The following is a 19399-nucleotide window of genomic DNA, read 5'->3' as shown; positions in this document are numbered from 1 at the left end:
GTCTCTGCTTCAGAATCGTCATTCCCGCGTACGCGGGAATCCAGATGAGCGTGTGAAATCAAGCTTTGCTCTGGATGCCCGCCTTCGCGGGCATGACGAAAAAAGGGTTTCTGAAAGAGAGACATAATCAGGTTGGTCGATTGGGTATGTCGCTGTAGCCATTGCTCCTGAATGGCTGTAACGATATACCCATGATGAATGCCGGTGATTCCCATGGTCCTGCAAATACCTGGCGCACGATAGCCTCGATGTCGGTCGCAGGCTTATTGCGGGCCGAGTGCTGCCGAAACGCGGTTGCGGCCGGCGGCCTTGGCCTGATACAGGGCCTGGTCGGCCTGGCTCAGCAGCTCGTCGAGCGACTGATTCCGGCCTGCCGGCTTGAAGGTGGCGCCCAGGCTGAGCGTGACCACCGGGTGATGGGCCTGCTGACAATGCGGCATGGCCAGCGCCTCGATGTCGTGGCGGATGCGTTCGGCAATGGCCAGTGTCGTGTCCAGCGTGGCGTCGGGCAGCAGGCAGCAGAATTCCTCGCCGCCATAGCGCGCCGCGAGGTCGCCCTGGCCACGCAGCGCCGCGCGCAGTACGCCGGCCACGCGCTGCAGGCAGAGGTCTCCGGCGGGATGGCCGAACTGGTCGTTGTAGCGCTTGAAATCGTCGACGTCGGCAAGAATCAGCCCCAGGCTGTGGCTGGCGGCTTCCGGCTGCGGCAGCAGGCTGGCCAGCCGGTCGAAGAGGAAGCGGCGGTTGGCCAGCCCGGTCAGGCCATCGGTTTGCGAGAGGCTCAGCAGGATGTCGCGCGCGCGCTTCAGTTCGATGTGGTTGCGCACGCGCGCGCGCACCACGGCCGGAGTGAAGGGTTTGGTGATGTAGTCGGCGGCGCCCGCGTCCAGCCCCCGCGTTTCCTCCTCGGGCGAGGCCAGCGCGGTGAGAAAGATCACCGGAATGTCGCGCGTAACCGGGTTGTCCTTCAGCAGGGCGCACAGGGTGTAACCATCCATGCCGGGCATCAGCACGTCGAGCAGGATCAGCTCGGGGGCCTGCTGCTGCACCAGCCGCAGCCCGGCTTCACCGTCGAGCGCAAAACGGATTTCGAATTCCTCGCCCAGCAGGCTGTCGAGCAATTCGATGTTCTGCATCTGGTCATCAACGACCAGGATATAGCTGCCGGCAGGGTTCATGGCCGGTTCTCCTCGGGGCTGGTCAGTGCGGCCAGGGCGGCGCGGGCGGCCGGGTAGTCAAGCCGGGCCAGCGCCTGGTCGAGTGGCGCAAGCAGGTTGCGTGTTTCGGGGGCGTGCAGCAGCAGCGTTTCCAGCAGACGCCGGGCGCGCAGGCTGTTGTTGTCCAGCGCCTGCTGCAGCGCCGCCACCTCGTCGGCCAGCGCGTCCGGCAAACGCTGCAGCTGCCGGCCGCGCGCCGGTGGCCGGGCCGCCGGGCTGCTGTCGGGCAGGGCCGCCAGCACGCGTTCGCGCAGGCCGGCAAAGGCGGCCAGCAGCGGGTGATAGTCGATGTCGGCATCCTGCCGGCGCAGCGCCTGCTCAAGCCCGGTGGCGAGGTGGAAGAGCTCGTTGAGGCCCAGCGTGCCGGCAACGCCGCGCATGGCGTGCACGCGTTCCAGCAGGGGCTGGCCGGGCGGCTCGCCGGCGGCCAGCCGGTCCATCAGCGCCTGCTGCTCGCGGAAGAATTGCCGCAGCCAGTTGTTCAGGCGCGCATTGTTGAAATTCAGCCGGGGCAGGGCGGCGGCGATGTCGACGCCGGCATCGGCCAGATGCATCAGCCAGGGCGCCTGCTCGCTCTTGCCGGTCAGCGCCGGTGAATGCCGGATCAGCGGCGGCAGTGTCTTGCCGCGGGCCAGCTGGTAGCGGATGGCGCGCTGCAGCGCGCTTTGCAATGCCTGCGGGTCGATGGGTTTGAGCAGGTATTCGTTCAGCCCGGCGTGTGCGCCGGCTTCCTGTTCGCGTTCCGAGGCATTGGCCGTCAGTGCGATCACGTACAGGTCGGGGTCACGCACGCGCACGTCGGGCAGGCCGCCGCGGCGCAGGTGGCGGATGGCGGTCATGCCGTCCATCACCGGCATGCGCCAGTCCATCAGCGCCACATCGTAGTCTTCGCGCGCCAGCGCCTCGAGCGCCTGCTGGCCATCGTCCACCAGCACGATGTCCATGCCCATTTCATTGAGCAGGGCCTGCACCAGCTGCTGGTTGGTGGGCACATCTTCGGCATACAGCACCTTCAGCTGGTGGCTGAGCTGCTGTGGCGCTTCGCCATGCTGCGCTTCGTCCGGTGCGGTATCGATGATGGCCAGCGGAATATCGACGCGGAAGGTGGTGCCTTCGCCCGGCGCGCTGGTCACGGCAATGCCGCCCTGCATCAGCTGCACCAGGCCGTGGCAGATCGCCAGGCCCAGGCCCGTGCCGCCAAAGCGGCGCGTGGTCGAGGAGTCGGCCTGCTCGAATTTGCGGAACAGGCGCGAGCGTGTATCGGCATCCATGCCGATGCCGCTGTCGGCAACGGTGAATTTCAGCAGCGGCGCTTCGTACCAGACGGTCAGCGTGACATGCCCCTGATCGGTGAATTTGATGGCGTTGCCGATCAGGTTGAAGAGAATCTGCCGCAGCCGGGTCGGGTCGCCCAGATAGGTTTGCTGCGGCAGGTGGCGGATTTCGACACGGAAATCCAGACCCTTGCCGCGGGCGCGGCCGTGCAGCAGGCCGGTGACCTGGCCGATCAGCCGGTGCAGGTCGAAGGGGATGTCTTCAAGCACCAGCTTGCCGGCTTCGATTTTCGAGGTGTCGAGGATGTCGTTGATGATGTCGAGCAGCAGCTCGGCGCTTTCCAGCCCGGTATCGAGCTGGCCGCGCGTGGTGGCGGCCAGCTCGGGCTGCTTGAGCGCCAGACGCAGCATGCCGATCACGCCGGTCAGCGGTGTGCGGATCTCATGGCTGATCATTGCCAGAAAGTCGCTCTTGGCCTGGTTGATGGCCAGCAGCGACTGCTTCTCGGCCAGGTGCGCCGCCTGCTGGCGTATGCTTTCTTCCTGCAGTTTTTGCCGCTCCTGCTCGGTTTTCAGCAGCTGCATGCGTGTTTCCATGCGCCGGATCTTGCGCAGCGTGCTGCTTTCGAGCTGGTTGAGATTGCGGTCGCGCGCCATGCGCAGGTTCAGTTCGGTATGCGCTTCATAATGCGCCAGCGCATCCTCGCCCAGACCGAGTTCCTCTTCGATGCTCGACAGCAGCGCCAGGCTTTGCTGTTCCTGGAAAGGGGCGGCGTTCTGCTCGGCGGCCTGCAGCGCCTCGCGCGCCAGTTTCAGCGCGACATCGCTTTGCCCCTGTTCGCGGCGGATGCGCGCCAGCCCCAAAAGACAGGGGCTCAGGCACCACATGCTGCTGTAGCGGTGCGCCAGCAGGATGGTGTCCTGGTAGGACTGGGCGGCATGTTCCAGATTGCGCAGTCCCCACCAGGCATTGCCGCTGTGCAGCCCGATTTCGGTACGTTCGCTGCCGGCCGGCAGCCCGGCGGCGATCTCGCGGCTGTGGCCGAGCTGCTGCAGCGCTTCCGCGTGCCGGCCCAGCTGGTTGTAGTCGCTGGCCAGCCAGATGTGCAGCTTCAGGCGCAGGCGCGGGTCGTCGAGTTCCTGCGAGTACTCCAGCGCGCTCAGGTGATGGTGCAGCGATTCCTCGTGCATGCCGTAGAGCATGTAGATGCCGCCGATGCCGACATAAAAATTGATGTAGGCCGCCAGCGAGCCTTCATCCAGCGCCAGTTCGAGTCCGCGGCTCCAGCAGCGCAAGGCGGCATTGGTCTGCCCCAGCGTGTAATTCACCTTGCCCAGCACATCGGCGATCAGCAGCTGCGTGGCGTTGTCGCGGGCGCGTTCGGCCAGCGTCATCGCGCGATTCAGGCGCTCTTCCGCTTCCTGGAAGCGCCCCATGTTCTCCAATGCTTCGCCTTGGTGGTAGAGCGCGCGCGCCTTGAGCTCGCGCGTGTCGGCGGCGTTCTCGAGCTGTTCCGCCAGCACCAGCGCCTGCGGGTATTCGCGCGCCTCGCCATGCAGCAGCTTGTCCAGCCCTTGCAGCAATCCGGCTGCCAGCTCATTCATGGGCGATCTCCGTGGCCAGCTGCCGGGCGACCCGATCAAGGTCATGCCGGCGCAACAGGCGGAATTCGGGGTTGGTCAGGCCGTGCCGCTCCCAGCGGTAGTGGGTGAGGGCGTCCAGCATGGCCTGGCAGAATGCTTCAAGTGCCGCATCCTGGCGCCCGGGCAGGATGAGGAAACGTCGTTCGCCATACTCTAGCCACTGATCGCGGGCTGAACAATGATTGTCGATCAGGTGACACAGCGTGTCGCGTACATGGGGAGGCGGTACCGGGCGGCATTCCAGTTCCAGCACCTGCTGGCCCGCACGGGCCTGTTGCAGCTGGGCAAGCAGCTGGCGTTTCTGGCGGTGATGGGCGCTGGCTTCCAGCCAGCCGACGTGTTTTTCCAGCTGGATGCGCAGGCGCAGCAGGCGATTGCTGATGGCCTGCTGCTGGCGCTGGCTCATGCGCTGCAGCTGCGGGGTCTGGTCGGCAAGCTGGCGCAGCATGGCGGCTTCGTAGCGCTTGAGCCAGCCCAGCGCTTCGTCAGGCTGGCCCAGGCTGCGGCGGATGCGGTAGTGGCATTCGCAATACGACGAGGCCAGCGTATCGCCCAGCTCCCAGCAAAAGGGCTCGGCCGCGCCCAGCTTCGCCAGCGCGGCGGGGGCATCGCCCTGCTGCAGGCAGAATTCGGCATGGTGCAGCATGGTGATGGCCAGCCCCCAGTTGCGCTTGCGCTCGCGGGCCAGGTCGCCCGCCGCGTCAAACAGCGCCCGGCAGCGTTCGGGCTCGCCACCTTGCAGGGCGGCACAGCGGGCAAGAAAGCACAGCTGTTCGACGCGCCAGGTGTTGTTGCCATGCCGCACGATGGCCGCATCGGCCTGCAGCAGGATGCGCTCGGCCTGCGCCGCTTTGCCGGCCTTGAGCTGTACATCGGCCAGCAGCACGCTGCTCTTGGCGATCAGCCGGGTGTGGTTGACCCAGTTGGCCAGTTCCAGCCCGGTGCCATAGAGGGTTTCGCTTTCCGTGGCGGTGCCGTGGGCGAGGAAAATCTGCCCGGCACACAGATAGCTTTCGATGGCGATTTCGTAGTTGGCGAGGTCGATGGCCAGCTCGATGGCGCCAACGGCCTGGCGGATGGCGTCACGCAGCATGCCGCGCTGCAGCAGGCTGGCCGCCAGCCACATCCGCGCCTGGACCAGGCCGTCGTGATCCTGGTTGAGGCTCAGTGCGTGGCAGGCCCGCTTGAGCTCGCGGCTGGCTTCGAGATACTGGGCGCGGTTGTTCAGATGAATCCCGTGCAGCAGGCGCGCCCGGCCGGTATCCGGATGGCGCAGGCGCTGCATGGCGCTGACCAGCTCCGGCAGCGAGACGCCCGGGGGCGGAAACTGCTCGCTGTCGCGCGCCTGCTCGATGCGGGCGAGCAGGGCGGGATAGTCGGTGGCGGCTTCAGTGCAGGTAGGCACCACGCATCTCCTGCAATAACTCCAGCGCGGCGGCCGGGCTGATCGGTGTGGCGCAGGCTTCGGGCTCAGCCAGCAGGTGCCAGCTCCAGGGAAAACGGTTCAGTGCCGCCTCGAGTTCCCGGCAAAGCTGCCCGACCGCGCCGGTGGCGGCCCGGCCGGGATAGATGAGGTAGCTGCCCTGGCCGAGCCGCAGCCAGAGGTCGTCCAGCGCCAGCGTCAGTCGCAGGATGCCGCTGATCTTCTGCTCGGCCAGCTCCGGGCTGCGCGGATCGGCGTACAGGCTCAGCCGCACCAGCTGTTGCGTGGCCGGCGCGCGCAGGCAGCGGTTGCGCAACTGCTGGCCGCGCACGCTGGCTTCGCCGGGGGCGAACAGATTGAACATGTATTCGAATTCGCGCATCACGTCGCTGATCCGCCGGCGGATGCGCTCCAGCCTTTGTCGCTGCAGCGGGCTGTGGCTGCCATCCTGCGCGGTGCCGACCTGCACCAGCGAGAGCATCAGCTGTTCGTAGTCGCGCAGGTGCTGCAGCGCCTGGCCGTAATCGCCGCGCTGCTTGCACGCCCGGCTGAGCAGCTGCAGCGATTCGCGCTGCAGAAAGCCCATATCGAACTGCTTGCCGCTTTCGCGCGCGCTGGCCAGCACGCGCAGCGCTGCGTCCGGCTGGTTTTCGTCGAGCAGATAACGCGCGTAATTGATCGAGGTGATGGCCATGCCCCACAGCGCATTCATGGCCTTGGCCATGGCCAGCATGCTTTCGAAAAAGATGCCGGCGGTTTCGCGCTGCTGCAGCTGCAGGTAACACACGCCCATGTAATTGCCGCATTCGACGATCCAGGTGGTATCGCCGTGGCGCAGGATGCTGGGTTCGGCTTGCTGCAAGAGGCGCAACGCCTCGGCATAGCGTTGCCGGTTGATCAGGTTGCCGGCCAGAAAGATGGCGCTCTTGCCGATCTGCTTGTGGTCGTTGATCGACACGGCCAGCCGGTGGCCCAGTTCGAGCAGGTGTTCGGCTTCCTCGTCCATGCCGATCAGCCCATAGGATTGCGAAATGCTGATGAAGGCCTCGATGGCGATGCTGATCTGCCCCTGGTTCAGCGCAATTTCAATGGCGGTGGCGTATTCCTCGGCGGCCAGGCCATTGCGCTTGAGGCTCATCTGGATCAGGCCGCGCAGCAGGTGATAGTCGGCCAGCAAGTCGGTGGCCTGCTCCTGGCGGATGGCCTGACCGGCGATGTCGCTGGTTTTCAGCGCCAGCCCGTACTGGCCGGCGCCCCATTGCATCCGTGCATGCAGCAGCCAGGGCCGGGCCATGCTGGTCGCGCCCAGCGCACGGCAGCGCTCGACGAGCAAGGTGCTGTGCTGCAGCGCGATATTGATGTCGAACAGGAACTGCTCTTCCAGCTGCTGACAGGCAAGCGGCAGGTCTTCCAGCGTGACGGTGGCGAAATCCAGCATGCGGCGCATCCTTGCCCTGCGGTTCCGGGGGCCTGTGGCTGACGGTGTTGCCCGGCTTGGGCAGCGCGCCGAAAAGGCGGGCAAGCGATTGTGCACGGGCTTCAACCGGTATAGCAAATCGGTCTTTACCCGTATTTGCCGAATGCGCGCCAGCCTTCCCGGTGGCGACCCGCCAAGCTGGCCGGTCGCGCACCGTTGCAAGGCATTCTGCCATACTAATGATGGGTATTAGCCTGTAGCCTTTTTAAATGAAAGGCTATGCACTCATACCCTGTCGCTGCTCCGGAGCAAGCCGCTTGCCCCAGCCGATGACTTCATCATCGCTATAGCCCTGGCTGGCGTAGAACACCTGTACGTCCAGATTGTCGCGACGGATTTGCAGATTGATCTTCGGTGCGCCCAGGCGCAGCAGCCGGCGTTCCGCTTCGGCCATCAGCGCGCTCGCGATGCCGCGCCGGCGATAGGCCGGCAGCACGCCCAGGTAATTGATCCAGCCGCGATGGCCCTCATAACCGGCCATCACCGTGCCGACCACCCGGCCGTCGCATGCGGCGACCAGCAGCAGCTCGGGCTGGAAGGCCAGCTTTACGGCGATGTCGTATTCCGGATTGCTCCAGCTGCGCAGCAGGTGGCAGTCTTCCCAGACTGCCAGCACGGCGGCCAGATCGGTGGCTTGATAGGTGCGAATCAGCATGTGTGTGTCCTCCGGAAGGTAGTCATGACTTCGGCCAGTACCTGCAGGCCGTGCGCGATTTCGGCTGCGCTGCTGTTGAGTGGCGGCATGAAGCGCAGGCATTGCGGGTTGGGCGCGTTGACGAGCAGGCCCGCATCCATCGCCGCAGTGGCGATCAGTGGTGCCTGGGCGCGATCAAGCACCAGCGCCCACAGCATGCCGCTGCCGCGTACCTCGCCCAGCCCGTGCTCGTGCGCGATGCGGCGCAGGCCATCGGCCAGCTGCGCGCCACGTGCCCGGCTGTGTTCGAGAAAACCGGGCGCTGTCAGCGTGTCGAGCACCGCCAGCCCGGCCGCGCACACCAGCGGGTTGCCGCAATAGGTGCCGCCCTGGTCGCCCGGCTCGAAACAGCTGACCGCGTCGGTGGCAAGCAGCGCCGAGATCGGCACGCCGCCCCCCAGCCCCTTGCCCAGTACCATGATGTCCGGGCGGATGCCGTATTGCTCGTAGGCGAACAGCGGTCCGGTGCGTCCGCAGCCGGTCTGCACCTCGTCGACGATCAGCAGCAGGCCGTGCCGGTCGCACAGCGCGCGCAGGCCCTGCATGAAGTCGGCACTGGCCGGGATCACGCCGGCCTCGCCCTGTACCGGCTCCAGCATGATGGCAACGGTTTGCGGGCCGATCAGCCTGGTCACCGAGGCCAGATTGTTGAATTCCGCACGGGCAAAGCCCGGCATCACCGGCGGAAACAGCGCATCCCAGCCCGGTTTGCCGCTGGCGGCCATGGCGGCCAGCGTGCGGCCGTGAAAGGCCCGGCCAAAAGTGATGATCTGGAAGGCGCCATTCTTGTGGATGCGCCCCCATTTGCGCGCCAGCTTGATCGCGCCCTCATTGGCCTCGGCGCCGGAATTGGCGAAGAACACCTGGTCGAAGACGCTCAGCGCACAGAGCTTCTCGGCCAGCCGCAGCGCCGGCGCATTGTGCAGCGCCGGACTGGGGGTGAGCAGCGTCGCCGCCTGGCTGGCCAGCGCGGCCGCCACCGCCGCGGGCGCATGCCCCAGCGCATTGACCGCCCAGCCCTGCATCCAGTCGAGATAACGACGTTCGTCGGCATCGATCAGCCAGGCGCCTTCGCCACGAATGAAAATCTGCGCCGGGCGGTGCGCGGTGTTCATCAGGTGATGGCGGGTCTGGATCTGGCTGGTCGTCATGCTGCGTTTCCTTGTGCTGGCGGGAGAAAAAACAAACGGGCCACGGTGTTAACCGTGGCCCGTTGTCTGAAAAAACCGGGAGGAAATCTGGACTGCTTTGCTAAGCCACCACTCCCCGCGTTTTTTCCGGCAACGCGCCACGCTTCGCCGGTGCTCGGCGAATCGCAATAATGGCTTTGGCGGAATGGAGGAGGGTTGCAGCGTTCATGTTTTCATCATGCCCGGTGTTTTTGCGTGGCGTCAACCGATTTGTTGCACTGCGGCATCAGTATCGCAAGCCGGGTTAATAGGCCAGGAAGATGTCGCGGTAGGCGGCATAGAGCGCAATGAAATACATGGGAATGGCGATCAGGAAGCCAAGACCACAAGGGATCATGGCAACAATTGCAAGCAAAATGCTGAGCAGCATATAGACCAGCAGCGCGCCCAGATTCTTGGTCCAGCCGCGCCATGCCGATTTCAGCGCATCCAGACCGCTGAGGCCTTGCAATACCACCAGCGCCGGGGCGATGTAGAACACCATGCTTACCAGCAGAATCAAGGGCACAAAGATCAGCATCAGGATGATGAAGATGCCGCCCATGCCAGCCAGGGCGGTCAGCATGGCCGCATCATCGCCTCCCATCATGCCGCCGAGCCCGGCGGTCCCGATGCCAACAAAGACGATGATCGCGACAAGAATGCCGAGTGCGATTATCAGACCGAGAAAGAGTGCGCCGATGACGATCAGCTGACCCAGCTTGTCCTGAAAGCCGGCAAACAAATGGCCTACCGTCAGCTCATCACCCTGGTCGAGCGCATGGCAACCCAGAAAGATGCCCCCCAGCAATACCGGCATGCCGAGGTACTGGATCAGGCTGGTGAACATGCCAAGGATGGGAATCATCGACACCACGCCCAGCAGCAGCATGATGGCGAAGTAGGTAATGGTGATCAGGACCCAAGGCCCTGGTGCCTGCTTGAACATATCCCAGCCCAGCCCAAACCAGCGAGTCGCGGAACCCGCGCCGACATGCTGGCCATCGGGGATGAAGTTGCTGTCCAGTTCGCGGTGCTGTTCCAGCGAAACCTGCGATGCCGCATACGGGTTGTTGAAGGAGGGATCGTGTTGGCTCATGGGAAGGTCCTTGCAGATGAATAGTAGTGCGTAAGACTGATGGCAATCTTGCACGACTATATACGAAGTATCTGCAGGTCATGCTGTCAGCATGATGTGCTGGTGGTGCTTTGCCACACCCGCTGACGATGCAGGCTGGCCAGCCTCGGGCGTTGCTGCGCCGTGCGTGCACCGATGGGCAAGGCCGCGAAATCAGTGCGGCTTGCGGTGCCCGGACAGGATGCGGCTCCAGAGCAGGGCGCGCTCACCGGGATCTTCGACCGGCTCCAGCCAGATCAGCTTGTCGCTGGGCTCTACGCTGCCGGATTCCTGCAGCGTGTTGGCCAGCCCCTGGCCGCTGATCAGCTGTTCGCTCATCTCCCGGTCCAGCGTGAAATTGATCCAGGCTTCGGCCAGCGCCGGGTCTTTCGCGCCGCGCAGGATGGCCCAGCAATCCAGCCAGGCCAGCGCGCCTTCCTTGGGAACAACATAGCCAATGTCGGCGCCGGCCTTTTTCAGCAGCGCCACCTGCTGTTCGCCGTAATTGGCGTAAACCAGGGCAATCGGCGTTTCGCGGAACAGGTCGGCGGCCTCTTCCGGTGTTTTGTAAAAGGTGTAGACGTTGCGGCGCAGCGCGATCAGCCGGTTGACCGCGCGCATCATGTCCTGGCGGTTGAGGTTGAAGGGGTCGGCCAGGCCCATTTCCTGGGCGGCGATGCTGAAGTTGTGGGCGCTGCCGTCAAAGGCCAGCACCTTGCCCTTGTATTTCGGGTTCCACAGTTCGGCAATCGAGGCGGGCGGCGTCTTGACCAGCTTGCGGTTGTAGATCAGACCCATCTCGCCGTGTGTATACGGGACCGCGTAGCGTTTGCCGTCGCGATTCAGTGCGGCGATATTCCGGTAACGCGGCAGCTGCTTTTTCAGGTTGGGGATATTGGCGACGCGAATCGGCATGACCAGCTGCCGGTCGATCAGGCGCTGCAATTCGGCGGTATTGACGGCGAGCACGTCGAAATTCTCGCCATCGTTGCGACTGGCGCGCTGCCAGAGTTCGTCGTCCGAGCTGACATAGGACACGCTGACGCTGACACCGTATTTTTTCTCGAACAGCTGGACCTGCTCCGGTTCGGCATAACCTGGCCAGGCCAGCACCCGCAGGGTTTGTGCTGCCTGTGCCGCCGTGGCCAGCAAACCGGCCAGCAGACCGGCGGCGATATTCCTGCTTACCGTATGCCAAGCGCGCGTGTTTCCCATCGACCTTCCCTTGTGGCTGCCTGCTGCTGCGTATCCGGACAGTTTGCTGGTCAATATAGAACGTCCTGGCCGAGCCCGCACGCGGCGGCCGGCCCGGGGCGTTTTTTTCTGCAGCAAGTCTGCGCTGGAACAATACACGGTAAAAATCAAGGAAATATTGTTACGTAGTGTGAATGGGTCTTCGTCCGCAGCGGGCTAGAGGACTATCATCGCCCCATCATTGTTATCGTGCGGCTCACGAGGCTGCCCAGGATAAACCGCCATGCAAATGCTCTTGATTACCCCCACCCGGCAGGAAGTCGGCCTCACTTCGGTCTCCCTTGGTGTCGTGCGCGCGCTGCAACGCCAGGGTCTGCGCGTCGGCTTCGTGAAGCCGGTTGCCCAGGATTACACCGACAATGACCGCTCCCAGCTGTTTGCCAAGCGCATTTGCCAGATTGACAGCCCCGCCGCGCTGACCACCAAGGAAGTCATGACGCGCGTGACGGCCGATCAGAATGACGAACTGCTCGAAGATATCGTCAGCCTGTGCATGCAGGCGGGTACCGATGAGAGCGGCCTGCGCGTGGACGTGCTGGTGGTCGAAGGCCTGCACCTGGATGCCAGCCACCCGTTTACCGCGCGGCTCAATGCCGACATTGCGCGTTCGCTGCATGCCGACATGATCCTGGTGGCCAGCTCCGAACTGTCCGGCTCGATCAATGAAGTCAAGGTGGCGGCCAGCGAGTTGCGCCAGGAAGGCTGCACGATCGCCGGGGTGATTTTCAACAAGGCCTGTGCCGAATTCGACGAGGAAAAGGCGCGCAGCGAGCTGGACATTCCGGTCTGGGGTGTGGTGCGCTTCAAGCCCGAACTGCTGGCGCCGCGCACGCTCGATGTCGCGCGCCATCTGGACGCCGAAATCATCAACAAGGGCGAAATCTCGCGCCGGCGCATGCGCGAAACGGTGGTCGCCGGCCGCTCGGTTGCCGAAGTCATCGAGCGCCTGCAGCCCGGCGCGCTGATCATCAGCTCGGGTGATCGCGATGACATCATGCTGGCCACCGCGCTGGCAGCCAGCAATGGCGTGCAGCTTGCCGGCCTCTTGCTCACGCATGACAGCGTGGCCGACAAGCGCGTGTTCAACCTCACGCGCAAGGCCTTCGAGACCGGCTTGCCGGTGCTGCGCGTCGATACCGACAGCTTTCACACCGCGCTCAATGTCAGCCGCCTGCCGTCCGCCGTGCCGGCGGATGACCACGAGCGCATGAACTCGGTGATCGACACCATCGCCGAGCAGCTCAGCGTGGAAGCGCTGAACGCCAGCGTGCGCATGCCGGCCACCACCCACCTGTCACCGCCGGCCTTCCGCTACCAGTTGATCCAGAAGGCCCGCGCGGCGAAAAAGCGCATCGTGCTGCCGGAAGGCGACGAGCCGCGCACCGTGCGTGCCGCCGTCATCTGCCAGGAAAAGGGCATCGCCCAGTGCGTGCTGCTGGGCAAGCGCGAGGCCATCGAGGCGGTGGCCGCCGCGCAGGGTGTCACCCTGCCGCCGGCGCTGGAAATCCTCGACCCGGACGCCATCCGCGAGGACTATGTCGCCCCCATGGTCGAACTGCGCAAGAGCAAGGGCCTGACTGCCGGGCAGGCGCGTGACCAGCTCTCCGACACGGTGGTGCTGGGCACGATGATGCTGGCGACCGACCGCGTCGACGGCCTGGTTTCCGGCGCCGTGCATACCACGGCCAATACCGTGCGCCCGGCGCTGCAGCTCATCAAGACCGCCCCCGGCCAGTCGATCGTGTCCTCGGTGTTTTTCATGCTGATGCCCGACCAGGTGCTGGTGTATGGCGATTGCGCCATCAATCCCAGCCCGTCGGCGACCGAACTGGCCGACATCGCGCTGCAAAGCGCCGACAGCGCGCGCGCCTTCGGTGTCGAGCCCAAGGTAGCGATGATCAGTTATTCCACCGGCCAGTCGGGCGCCGGGGCCGAGGTGGAAAAGGTGCGCGAGGCCACCACGCTGGCGAAAAGCCGCCGCCCCGACCTGCTGATCGACGGCCCGCTGCAGTACGACGCCGCGTCGGTGAAGGACGTCGCCGCGCAGAAGGCGCCGAACAGTCCGGTCGCCGGCCAGGCCACCGTGTTTGTCTTCCCGGATCTGAACACCGGCAACACCACCTACAAGGCGGTGCAGCGCAGCGCCAACGTGGTCAGCGTTGGCCCCATGCTGCAGGGCCTGCGCAAGCCGGTGAACGATCTGTCGCGCGGCGCGCTGGTCGACGACATCGTCTTCACCATCGCACTGACCGCCATCCAGGCCGATGCAATGCGGGCTTGATTGAGGTATTGGGTTGCAGCCATTTTCGAGATTTGGCTGTAGCCTTATGGGGGTGTGGGTATAAAGGCGGGCCCTGGGTGTTGCTGTTCCGGCGAAGCAGAGTTGTCGCCAGAATGATGCGTGTGGATGGCCTGCTCACCCCTCAGCGCAACTGCGCTTCGATCACGCGGGCCATGGCATCCAGCGGCAGGATTTCCACGGCGGCGTCGATGCGGATCGCTTCCTTGGGCATGCCGAACACCACGCAGCTGGCGGCATCCTGCGCGACCGTATGCGCGCCGGCCTCGCGCATTTCCTTCAGCCCCTTGGCGCCATCGTCGCCGATGCCGGTCAGCAGCAGGCCGGTGGCGTTGCGCCCGGCGCTGCGCGCGCCCGAGCGGAACAGCACGTCCACCGACGGGCAGTGCCGGCTGACCGCCGGCCCGCTGACCACATCGGCCAGATAGGCATTGCCCTGACGCTTGATGATCAGGTGCTTGCCACCGGGTGAGATCAGCGCCTGCCCGGCGCGCAGGCGGTCGCCGTGCGCGGCTTCCTTGACGCTGATCTGGCAGAGCTGATCCAGCCGGCGCGCCAGCGACGCGGTGAGGTTTTCCGGCATGTGCTGGACGATGGCGATGGCCGGGCAACGGGCGGTGAGCCGCGTCAGGATGGCTTCCAGCGCCTGCGTGCCGCCGGTCGACGCGCCGATCAGCACGATGCGCTCGCTGGCGGCGACACGGGCGTTGGCGGTGGGCGGCGGCAGGATGACATCGGCGGCGAGCACCGGCCGGTCCAGTGGCGCGACCGGGCTGCTGGCGGCGCGGATGGGCTTCAGTCTGGCCTTGGCCGCCTCGCGCACCAGGCTGGCGAGGTTGCTCACGTCCTGGGCCAACTGGCGCTGCGGGTCGCCCAGCGTGCTTTTCGCCAGCACATGCACCGCGCCGGCGCGCAGTGCCTCGATGGCTTTCAGCGAGCCCTGCTGGGTCAGCGAGGACAGAATGATGACGGCGGTCGGCCGCTCGGCCATCAGCTGCTTGAGAAAGGTGATGCCGTCCATGCGCGGCATGTCGATATCGAGAATGACGACATCGGGCCAGTTGCGGTTCATCAGCTCGCGCGCCTGGATGGGATCGGGAGCGCTGCCGATCACGCGCAGGTCACTGGCCGGGCGCAGGCATTCGCTCACCACCTGCCGGACCACGGCCGAATCGTCGACCACCATTACCTTGATCATGCGCGGCTCCCGTTTGGCAACCATCCCATTATGGGCGGGCCGGCCGGGCGCTGCCAGTCTAGGCTCTGTTGCGGTTTGACTGGTTTTTACGCAGCCCGCCAACGTAGCCTGCGCGAAGCCAAGCGCAAGTCAATACGAGGATTGACGAACATTGGCGACAAAGCATCCCGGCAAAAAAAAACCTGATTATGTCTCTGCTTCAGGAAGCCTGAGCAACAAAGGCGTTGATTAGTACGCTTTGCCCTGAAAGCCGCTGAGAAGCGCAGGTTTTCCGGGATCAGGCGCGGGACGTGTTTGAGGGCGCAGCCCGAGTTGTCCCGGGGCCCCGGAAAAACGAGCATCGCAAGGTACCCCGCGCAGCGGGGCGGCTGACCGGGCGCGCCTTGGGGGTGTCGGGGGGCTTGGCAAGACAAGCCCCCCGACGTGCCGCCGGGCACCCCCGGCATGGAAATACCGCGCCGCAGGCGCTGAAAACCTTGCTTCCTGAATGAAAGACATAATCAGGAAAAAATAATCAAACCTCAACAGCGCCTGGTTTGTTCGAAATAACTGAATTGTTTCCTGCGTCTTTTGCAACCAGCAGCGCCTGGATATTGATTAGCATTGCTTCATCAATTGCAAAAAATCGAAGGAGTTGGCATGAAAGCGCTCTTTGTCAGTCATGGCGCCCCCACGCTCTTGCACGACGATGTCCCGGCGCGGGCGTTTCTGCAGGCCCTGCCGCAGCGCCTGCCGCGCCCGCGCGCCATCGTCGTCGTGTCCGCGCACCATGTCCGCGACCCGGTGACGCTGGGCGCCAGCGCCAGCTGGCAGGAGTGGCATGATTTCGGCGGCTTTCCCGACGCGCTGTACCGCGAACACTACCGGCCGCCCGGTGACCCGGCGCTGGCGGCCGCGCTGGCCCGGGGCTTGCGCGAGCAGGGGTTTGCGGCGCAGCTGGAAGAGGACGGGCGGCTCGATCATGGCGCCTGGGTGCCGCTGAAGCTGGCCTGGCCCGCGGCCGATGTGCCGGTGGTGACGCTGGCGCTGTCCGCCGGGCTCGACAGTGCCGGACATCTGGCGCTGGGCGCCGCGCTGGGGCGCGTGCTGCCCGACGATGTGCTGTTGCTGGCGTCCGGCAGCAGCACGCACAATCTGCGCGAGGTGTTCAGCCACGGCATGGCCGACCCGGCCGAAGGCTATGTGCGCGAATTCAACGACTGGGTGATCGCCGCCAGCGCCGAGCCGCTGCCGGGGCGGCTTGCCGACTGGCTGCAGCAGGCGCCGCATGCGCGGCGCGCGCACCCGTCCATCGAACACTTTCTGCCACTGCTGGTGGCGCGCGGCGCGGCGGGCGTGCAGGCCGGCGTCGAGGTCTGGCATGACAGCGTGACGTTTGGCGTGCTGGGCATGCACGCACTGGCGTTTGCTGCTGCGCAAGACACTTGATACATGCTTATGTATATGCCTGAAGCCTTTTATATGAATGGGTTTCTTGCATATACCTGTTGATTTGTAAGCTGGTGTGAGCTGGCTCATAACGATAGCCGTTCAGTCCTGCCCCGTCGCCTTGTTATGATGGACGCCTCATGACAGCACGGGGTGGGACAGGCCATGCAGATCGGCAAATACCAGATACGCCAGCGACTGGGCGGCGGCGCCACCGCCGATGTCTATCTGGCCTGGGATCCCTTCCTGCGCACCGAGGTGGCGGTAAAGGTGTTTCGCGCCGACCTGCTCAGCGACGCCGAAACCGCGCGCCGCGTGCGGCACATGTTCCTCAACGAGGCGCGGCTGGTGCGCGAGCTGCACCATCCCAATATTGTCAGCACGCTCGACGCGGTGCAGAACGAGACGCAGGCCTATGTGGTGATGGAATACATCGCCGGCCAGCCGCTGTCGGCACATTGTCGCGCCGGCAGCCTGCTGCCGCTGGAGCGCGTGCTGCAGATCGGCTTCCAGTGCTGTCTGGCGATGCGCTACGCCGAGCAGCACGGCCTCGTGCACCGCGACCTCAAGCCCGACAATCTGCTGCTGGGCAAGAACGGCGACATCAAGATCACCGATTTCGGCGCCAGCGACATTGCCGGTGCTGAACACACCGCGCTGACCGGCCTGGTCGGCACGCCCTATTACATGGCGCCGGAAATGCTTGCCGGTGACGCGGTCGACAGCCGCGCCGACATGTTCTCGCTGGGCGTCGTGCTCTACGAGCTGCTGACCGGTACACGGCCCTTCCAGGCCGACAACGTCATGGGCACGCTCTACCAGATCAGTCACGCCGTGCACGCGCCCTTGCGCAGCCGCCGCCCCGATCTGCCGCTGGCACTGGAGGTGCTGCTGGAAATCGCGCTGCAGAAGGATCCGGATGCGCGCTTTCCGTCCTGGCAGGCCTTTGCCGATCACCTCTCGGCGATTGACCAGACCGTCAGCCCGCCCAAGCAGGAGCTTTCCGACCGCGAGAAATTCCTCGCCCTGCGCCGCAATCCCTTTTTCAGCGAATTCACCGATCCGGAAATCTGGCAGGTGCTGCGCCTGGCGACCTGGCACCGCATCGACGCCGGCCGCGCGCTGATGAAGGAGGGGCGCCCGGGCAGCTCGTTCTCGGTGCTGCTCGACGGCGAAGCGGCGGTCTACAGCGGGCAGACCGAACTGGCGCGGCTGCAGCCCGGCGAGTGCATGGGCGAGATGGCCTACATCACGCCGGAAAAACCGCTGCGCCGCGCCACCGTGGTCACCACGCAGCCCTCACTGGTGGTCAAGATCCGCCGCCGTTCGGTGGAAACCGCGCCGCCGGCGCTGCAATACCGCTTCGAACACCGTTTCCTGCGCATGCTGGTCAACCGCCTGGAAGAAACCAGCGCGCAGCTGGTGGCCGGCTGAGGGTCGGACTGGCGGTGGAGTGCCACCCCTCTGCCGAAATTGCGCAGGGGCATGGCCTTGGGACCCAATGAATGCATGGCCTGGCAGGTCATGGGGTTGGGTGTATGTTCACAGCCGGAAGCGGCCGACCATGTCCTGCAGGCTGGCGGCCAGCTGGCCCAGCTCGTCGGCCACCTGCCTTGCCGTTTGCACCGAACGGTCGCCATCCTGCGCCATCGCGCTGATGCTCTCGGCCGCATGGGCGATCTCGCCGGTGGCGGCGGACTGTTCACCGGTGGCATGGGCAATATCGCGCACGCGCTGCACCACTGCGCCGATCTGCTCGCCCATCGCGAGAATCTGCGCGGCGGCCTCTTCGGCCTGTGCAACGCTTTGCGTTACTGACTGGTGGGTGTCCGCCATGTGTGCCAGGGCGTTTGCCGACAGCGTGCGCATGCCGCCGGTCATGCCGGCGATTTCCACCGTCGCCGCGCCGGTGCGTTCGGCGAGCTTGCGCACCTCGTCGGCAACCACGGCAAAGCCGCGGCCCTGTTCGCCCGCGCGCGCCGCCTCGATGGCGGCGTTCAGCGCCAGCAGATTGGTCTGCTCGGCAATATCCTTGATCACGCGGGCAATCGAACTGATCTGCTGCGAACTTTCGTCCAGCTGCTGTAGCACGTCCGACAGTCCGGTGACCGAACCGGCCGCCTGCTTCACCTCGCGTGCCACCGCGCTGACCACGGTGGCGCTGCTTTCGGAGAGGCGACTGGTGGCTGCGGCATTCTGGCCGGCTTCCTGCGTGTTGTCGGCGATCAGGCCGATGCTGGCGGTCAGCTGCTGGATGGTTGCCGCCGTGCGCGCTGCGGTGCCGGCCTGCTGGCGCGCGTCGGTTGCCAGCTGCTCGGTCATTTCGCCCAGTTGCCGCACGCCGCTCGTGAGCTTGACGATGTCGTCGCGCACGCGCAGGAACATCGCCCGCAGCTGGGCCATGAAGGTGTTGAAATGGCCGGCGATGTCGCCGATCTCGTCGCGTGACGCGACGTCCAGGCGCACGGTCAGATCGCCGCTGCCGGTGGTCAGCGCCTGCATCATGTCGCGCAGACGCTGCAGCGGCCTGGCGATCAGGCGGCCGAGCAGCAGCGAGACGCCGACCGACACCAGCAGGAGCAGCACGCCGGTCGGCAGCGCCATCAGCATGGCATGGCGTACCTCGCGGGCCACCAGATCGGCATTCACATCCGCACAGCTCACATAGTATTCACCCCGGCTGTTCCTGAGCGGCAGGATGATGGAGCGCAGGTGGCCGTACTGTTCGTTCTCGGTTTCGGAAAAGACCGCCTGCCCGGCCTGCACGGCCTTCAGGACATTCGGGTCGTTTTCCGGCGTGTCGCTGGGCTTCAGGTAAAACTCGACATCGCCAGCCCTTTCCTGCTCGGGTGACAGCGAAGCCTGCGTGTAGAACACCTTGCCGTCACGCACGACATAGCTGTACAGGTAGGCGACATCCAGAAACTCGGTGGCGCGCGTCAGCCGGATGGCTTCGGCGCGTTTCTGCGCCAGGTCGGCCTGTTCGCGTGGCGGCAGGCTGTCGTGATAGGTCGTTCCCAGCAGCAGCACGAAGCTGCGCGCGGCGCTCTCGAGTCGTGCATCGATGGTGGCCAGCGCCTGGGCGCGGGCGGTGAAGAGGGCCTGTGCGGTGAAGACGCTGACCGTCAGCAGCGAAACCAGCAGAAAGGCAAGCTGCAGTTTGGCTTGCAGCGAGAGCGAACGCAGGCTGGGCATGGCCATGCTC

At 65.2% G+C, this 19399-nt stretch carries 13 protein-coding genes; 3 read left to right on the top strand and 10 right to left on the bottom strand.

Features of this window, described 5'->3' with window-relative positions:
* Positions 1–263: 263 nt before the first annotated feature.
* The 8 genes from C515_RS0100210 to C515_RS0100175 all read right to left on the bottom strand — a co-directional run bounded on the left by C515_RS0100210 (position 264) and on the right by C515_RS0100175 (position 11230).
* A complete protein-coding gene (locus tag C515_RS0100210) occupies positions 264–1178 on the bottom strand; it encodes a diguanylate cyclase domain-containing protein (protein WP_028453879.1) in 915 nt (304 codons plus the stop codon).
* Positions 1175–4096, bottom strand: coding sequence for an ATP-binding protein (locus C515_RS22050; RefSeq protein ID WP_051304460.1), 2922 nt, complete (start codon positions 4094–4096; stop codon positions 1175–1177). Before C515_RS22050 ends, C515_RS0100210 begins: the two co-directional genes overlap by 4 nt.
* A complete protein-coding gene (locus tag C515_RS0100200; RefSeq protein ID WP_028453878.1) occupies positions 4089–5540 on the bottom strand; it encodes an ATP-binding protein in 1452 nt (483 codons plus the stop codon). The genes C515_RS22050 and C515_RS0100200 overlap by 8 nt, the downstream gene beginning before the upstream one ends.
* Positions 5524–6996 carry a type 1 periplasmic-binding domain-containing protein gene (locus C515_RS0100195; RefSeq protein WP_028453877.1) on the bottom strand — a complete coding sequence of 491 codons (1473 nt, stop codon included), beginning with the start codon at positions 6994–6996 and terminating at the stop codon, positions 5524–5526. The genes C515_RS0100200 and C515_RS0100195 overlap by 17 nt, the downstream gene beginning before the upstream one ends.
* A gap of 256 nt (positions 6997–7252) precedes the next feature.
* Positions 7253–7690 carry a GNAT family acetyltransferase gene (locus tag C515_RS0100190; protein WP_028453876.1) on the bottom strand — a complete coding sequence of 146 codons (438 nt, stop codon included), beginning with the start codon at positions 7688–7690 and terminating at the stop codon, positions 7253–7255.
* Positions 7684–8880, bottom strand: a complete 1197-nt coding sequence (locus tag C515_RS0100185) for an acetylornithine transaminase (RefSeq protein ID WP_028453875.1) — start codon at positions 8878–8880, stop codon at positions 7684–7686. The genes C515_RS0100190 and C515_RS0100185 overlap by 7 nt, the downstream gene beginning before the upstream one ends.
* 283 nt (positions 8881–9163) lie before the next feature.
* Positions 9164–9997 carry a BPSS1780 family membrane protein gene (locus tag C515_RS0100180; RefSeq protein WP_028453874.1) on the bottom strand — a complete coding sequence of 278 codons (834 nt, stop codon included), beginning with the start codon at positions 9995–9997 and terminating at the stop codon, positions 9164–9166.
* A 192-nt stretch (positions 9998–10189) separates the two neighbouring features.
* Positions 10190–11230 (bottom strand): extracellular solute-binding protein, encoded by a 1041-nt coding sequence (locus tag C515_RS0100175; protein WP_051304459.1) that lies wholly within the window; start codon positions 11228–11230, stop codon positions 10190–10192.
* A gap of 262 nt (positions 11231–11492) precedes the next feature.
* Here C515_RS0100175 and pta point away from each other — a divergent pair, with 262 nt between their 5' ends.
* Complete coding sequence (pta, locus tag C515_RS0100170; RefSeq protein WP_028453872.1) at positions 11493–13550, top strand: phosphate acetyltransferase; 2058 nt, start codon at positions 11493–11495, stop codon at positions 13548–13550.
* A gap of 142 nt (positions 13551–13692) precedes the next feature.
* Here pta and C515_RS0100165 read toward each other — a convergent pair whose 3' ends face one another.
* Positions 13693–14766 carry a protein-glutamate methylesterase/protein-glutamine glutaminase gene (locus C515_RS0100165; protein WP_211233949.1) on the bottom strand — a complete coding sequence of 358 codons (1074 nt, stop codon included), beginning with the start codon at positions 14764–14766 and terminating at the stop codon, positions 13693–13695.
* A gap of 639 nt (positions 14767–15405) precedes the next feature.
* On the opposite strand from C515_RS0100165, the gene C515_RS0100160 reads away from it, so the two are divergent.
* Entirely contained in the window at positions 15406–16194 is a 789-nt protein-coding gene (locus tag C515_RS0100160; RefSeq protein ID WP_043647562.1) for a dioxygenase family protein, read from the top strand.
* 165 nt (positions 16195–16359) lie between these two features.
* On the top strand, positions 16360–17628 hold the full coding sequence (locus C515_RS0100155) for a protein kinase domain-containing protein (RefSeq protein ID WP_043647560.1): 1269 nt from the start codon (positions 16360–16362) through the stop codon (positions 17626–17628).
* Between the two features lie 108 nt (positions 17629–17736).
* On the opposite strand, the gene C515_RS22045 is transcribed toward C515_RS0100155, so the two are convergent.
* Positions 17737–19389: a methyl-accepting chemotaxis protein gene (locus tag C515_RS22045; RefSeq protein ID WP_051304457.1), complete on the bottom strand. Its 1653-nt coding sequence runs from the start codon at positions 19387–19389 to the stop codon at positions 17737–17739.
* Positions 19390–19399 lie beyond the last annotated feature (10 nt).

Origin of the sequence: Chitinilyticum litopenaei DSM 21440, assembly GCF_000428145.1 — a bacterium.
GTDB classification, from domain to species: domain Bacteria; phylum Pseudomonadota; class Gammaproteobacteria; order Burkholderiales; family Chitinibacteraceae; genus Chitinilyticum; species Chitinilyticum litopenaei.
This window is presented reverse-complemented; position numbering and strand designations above follow the sequence as displayed.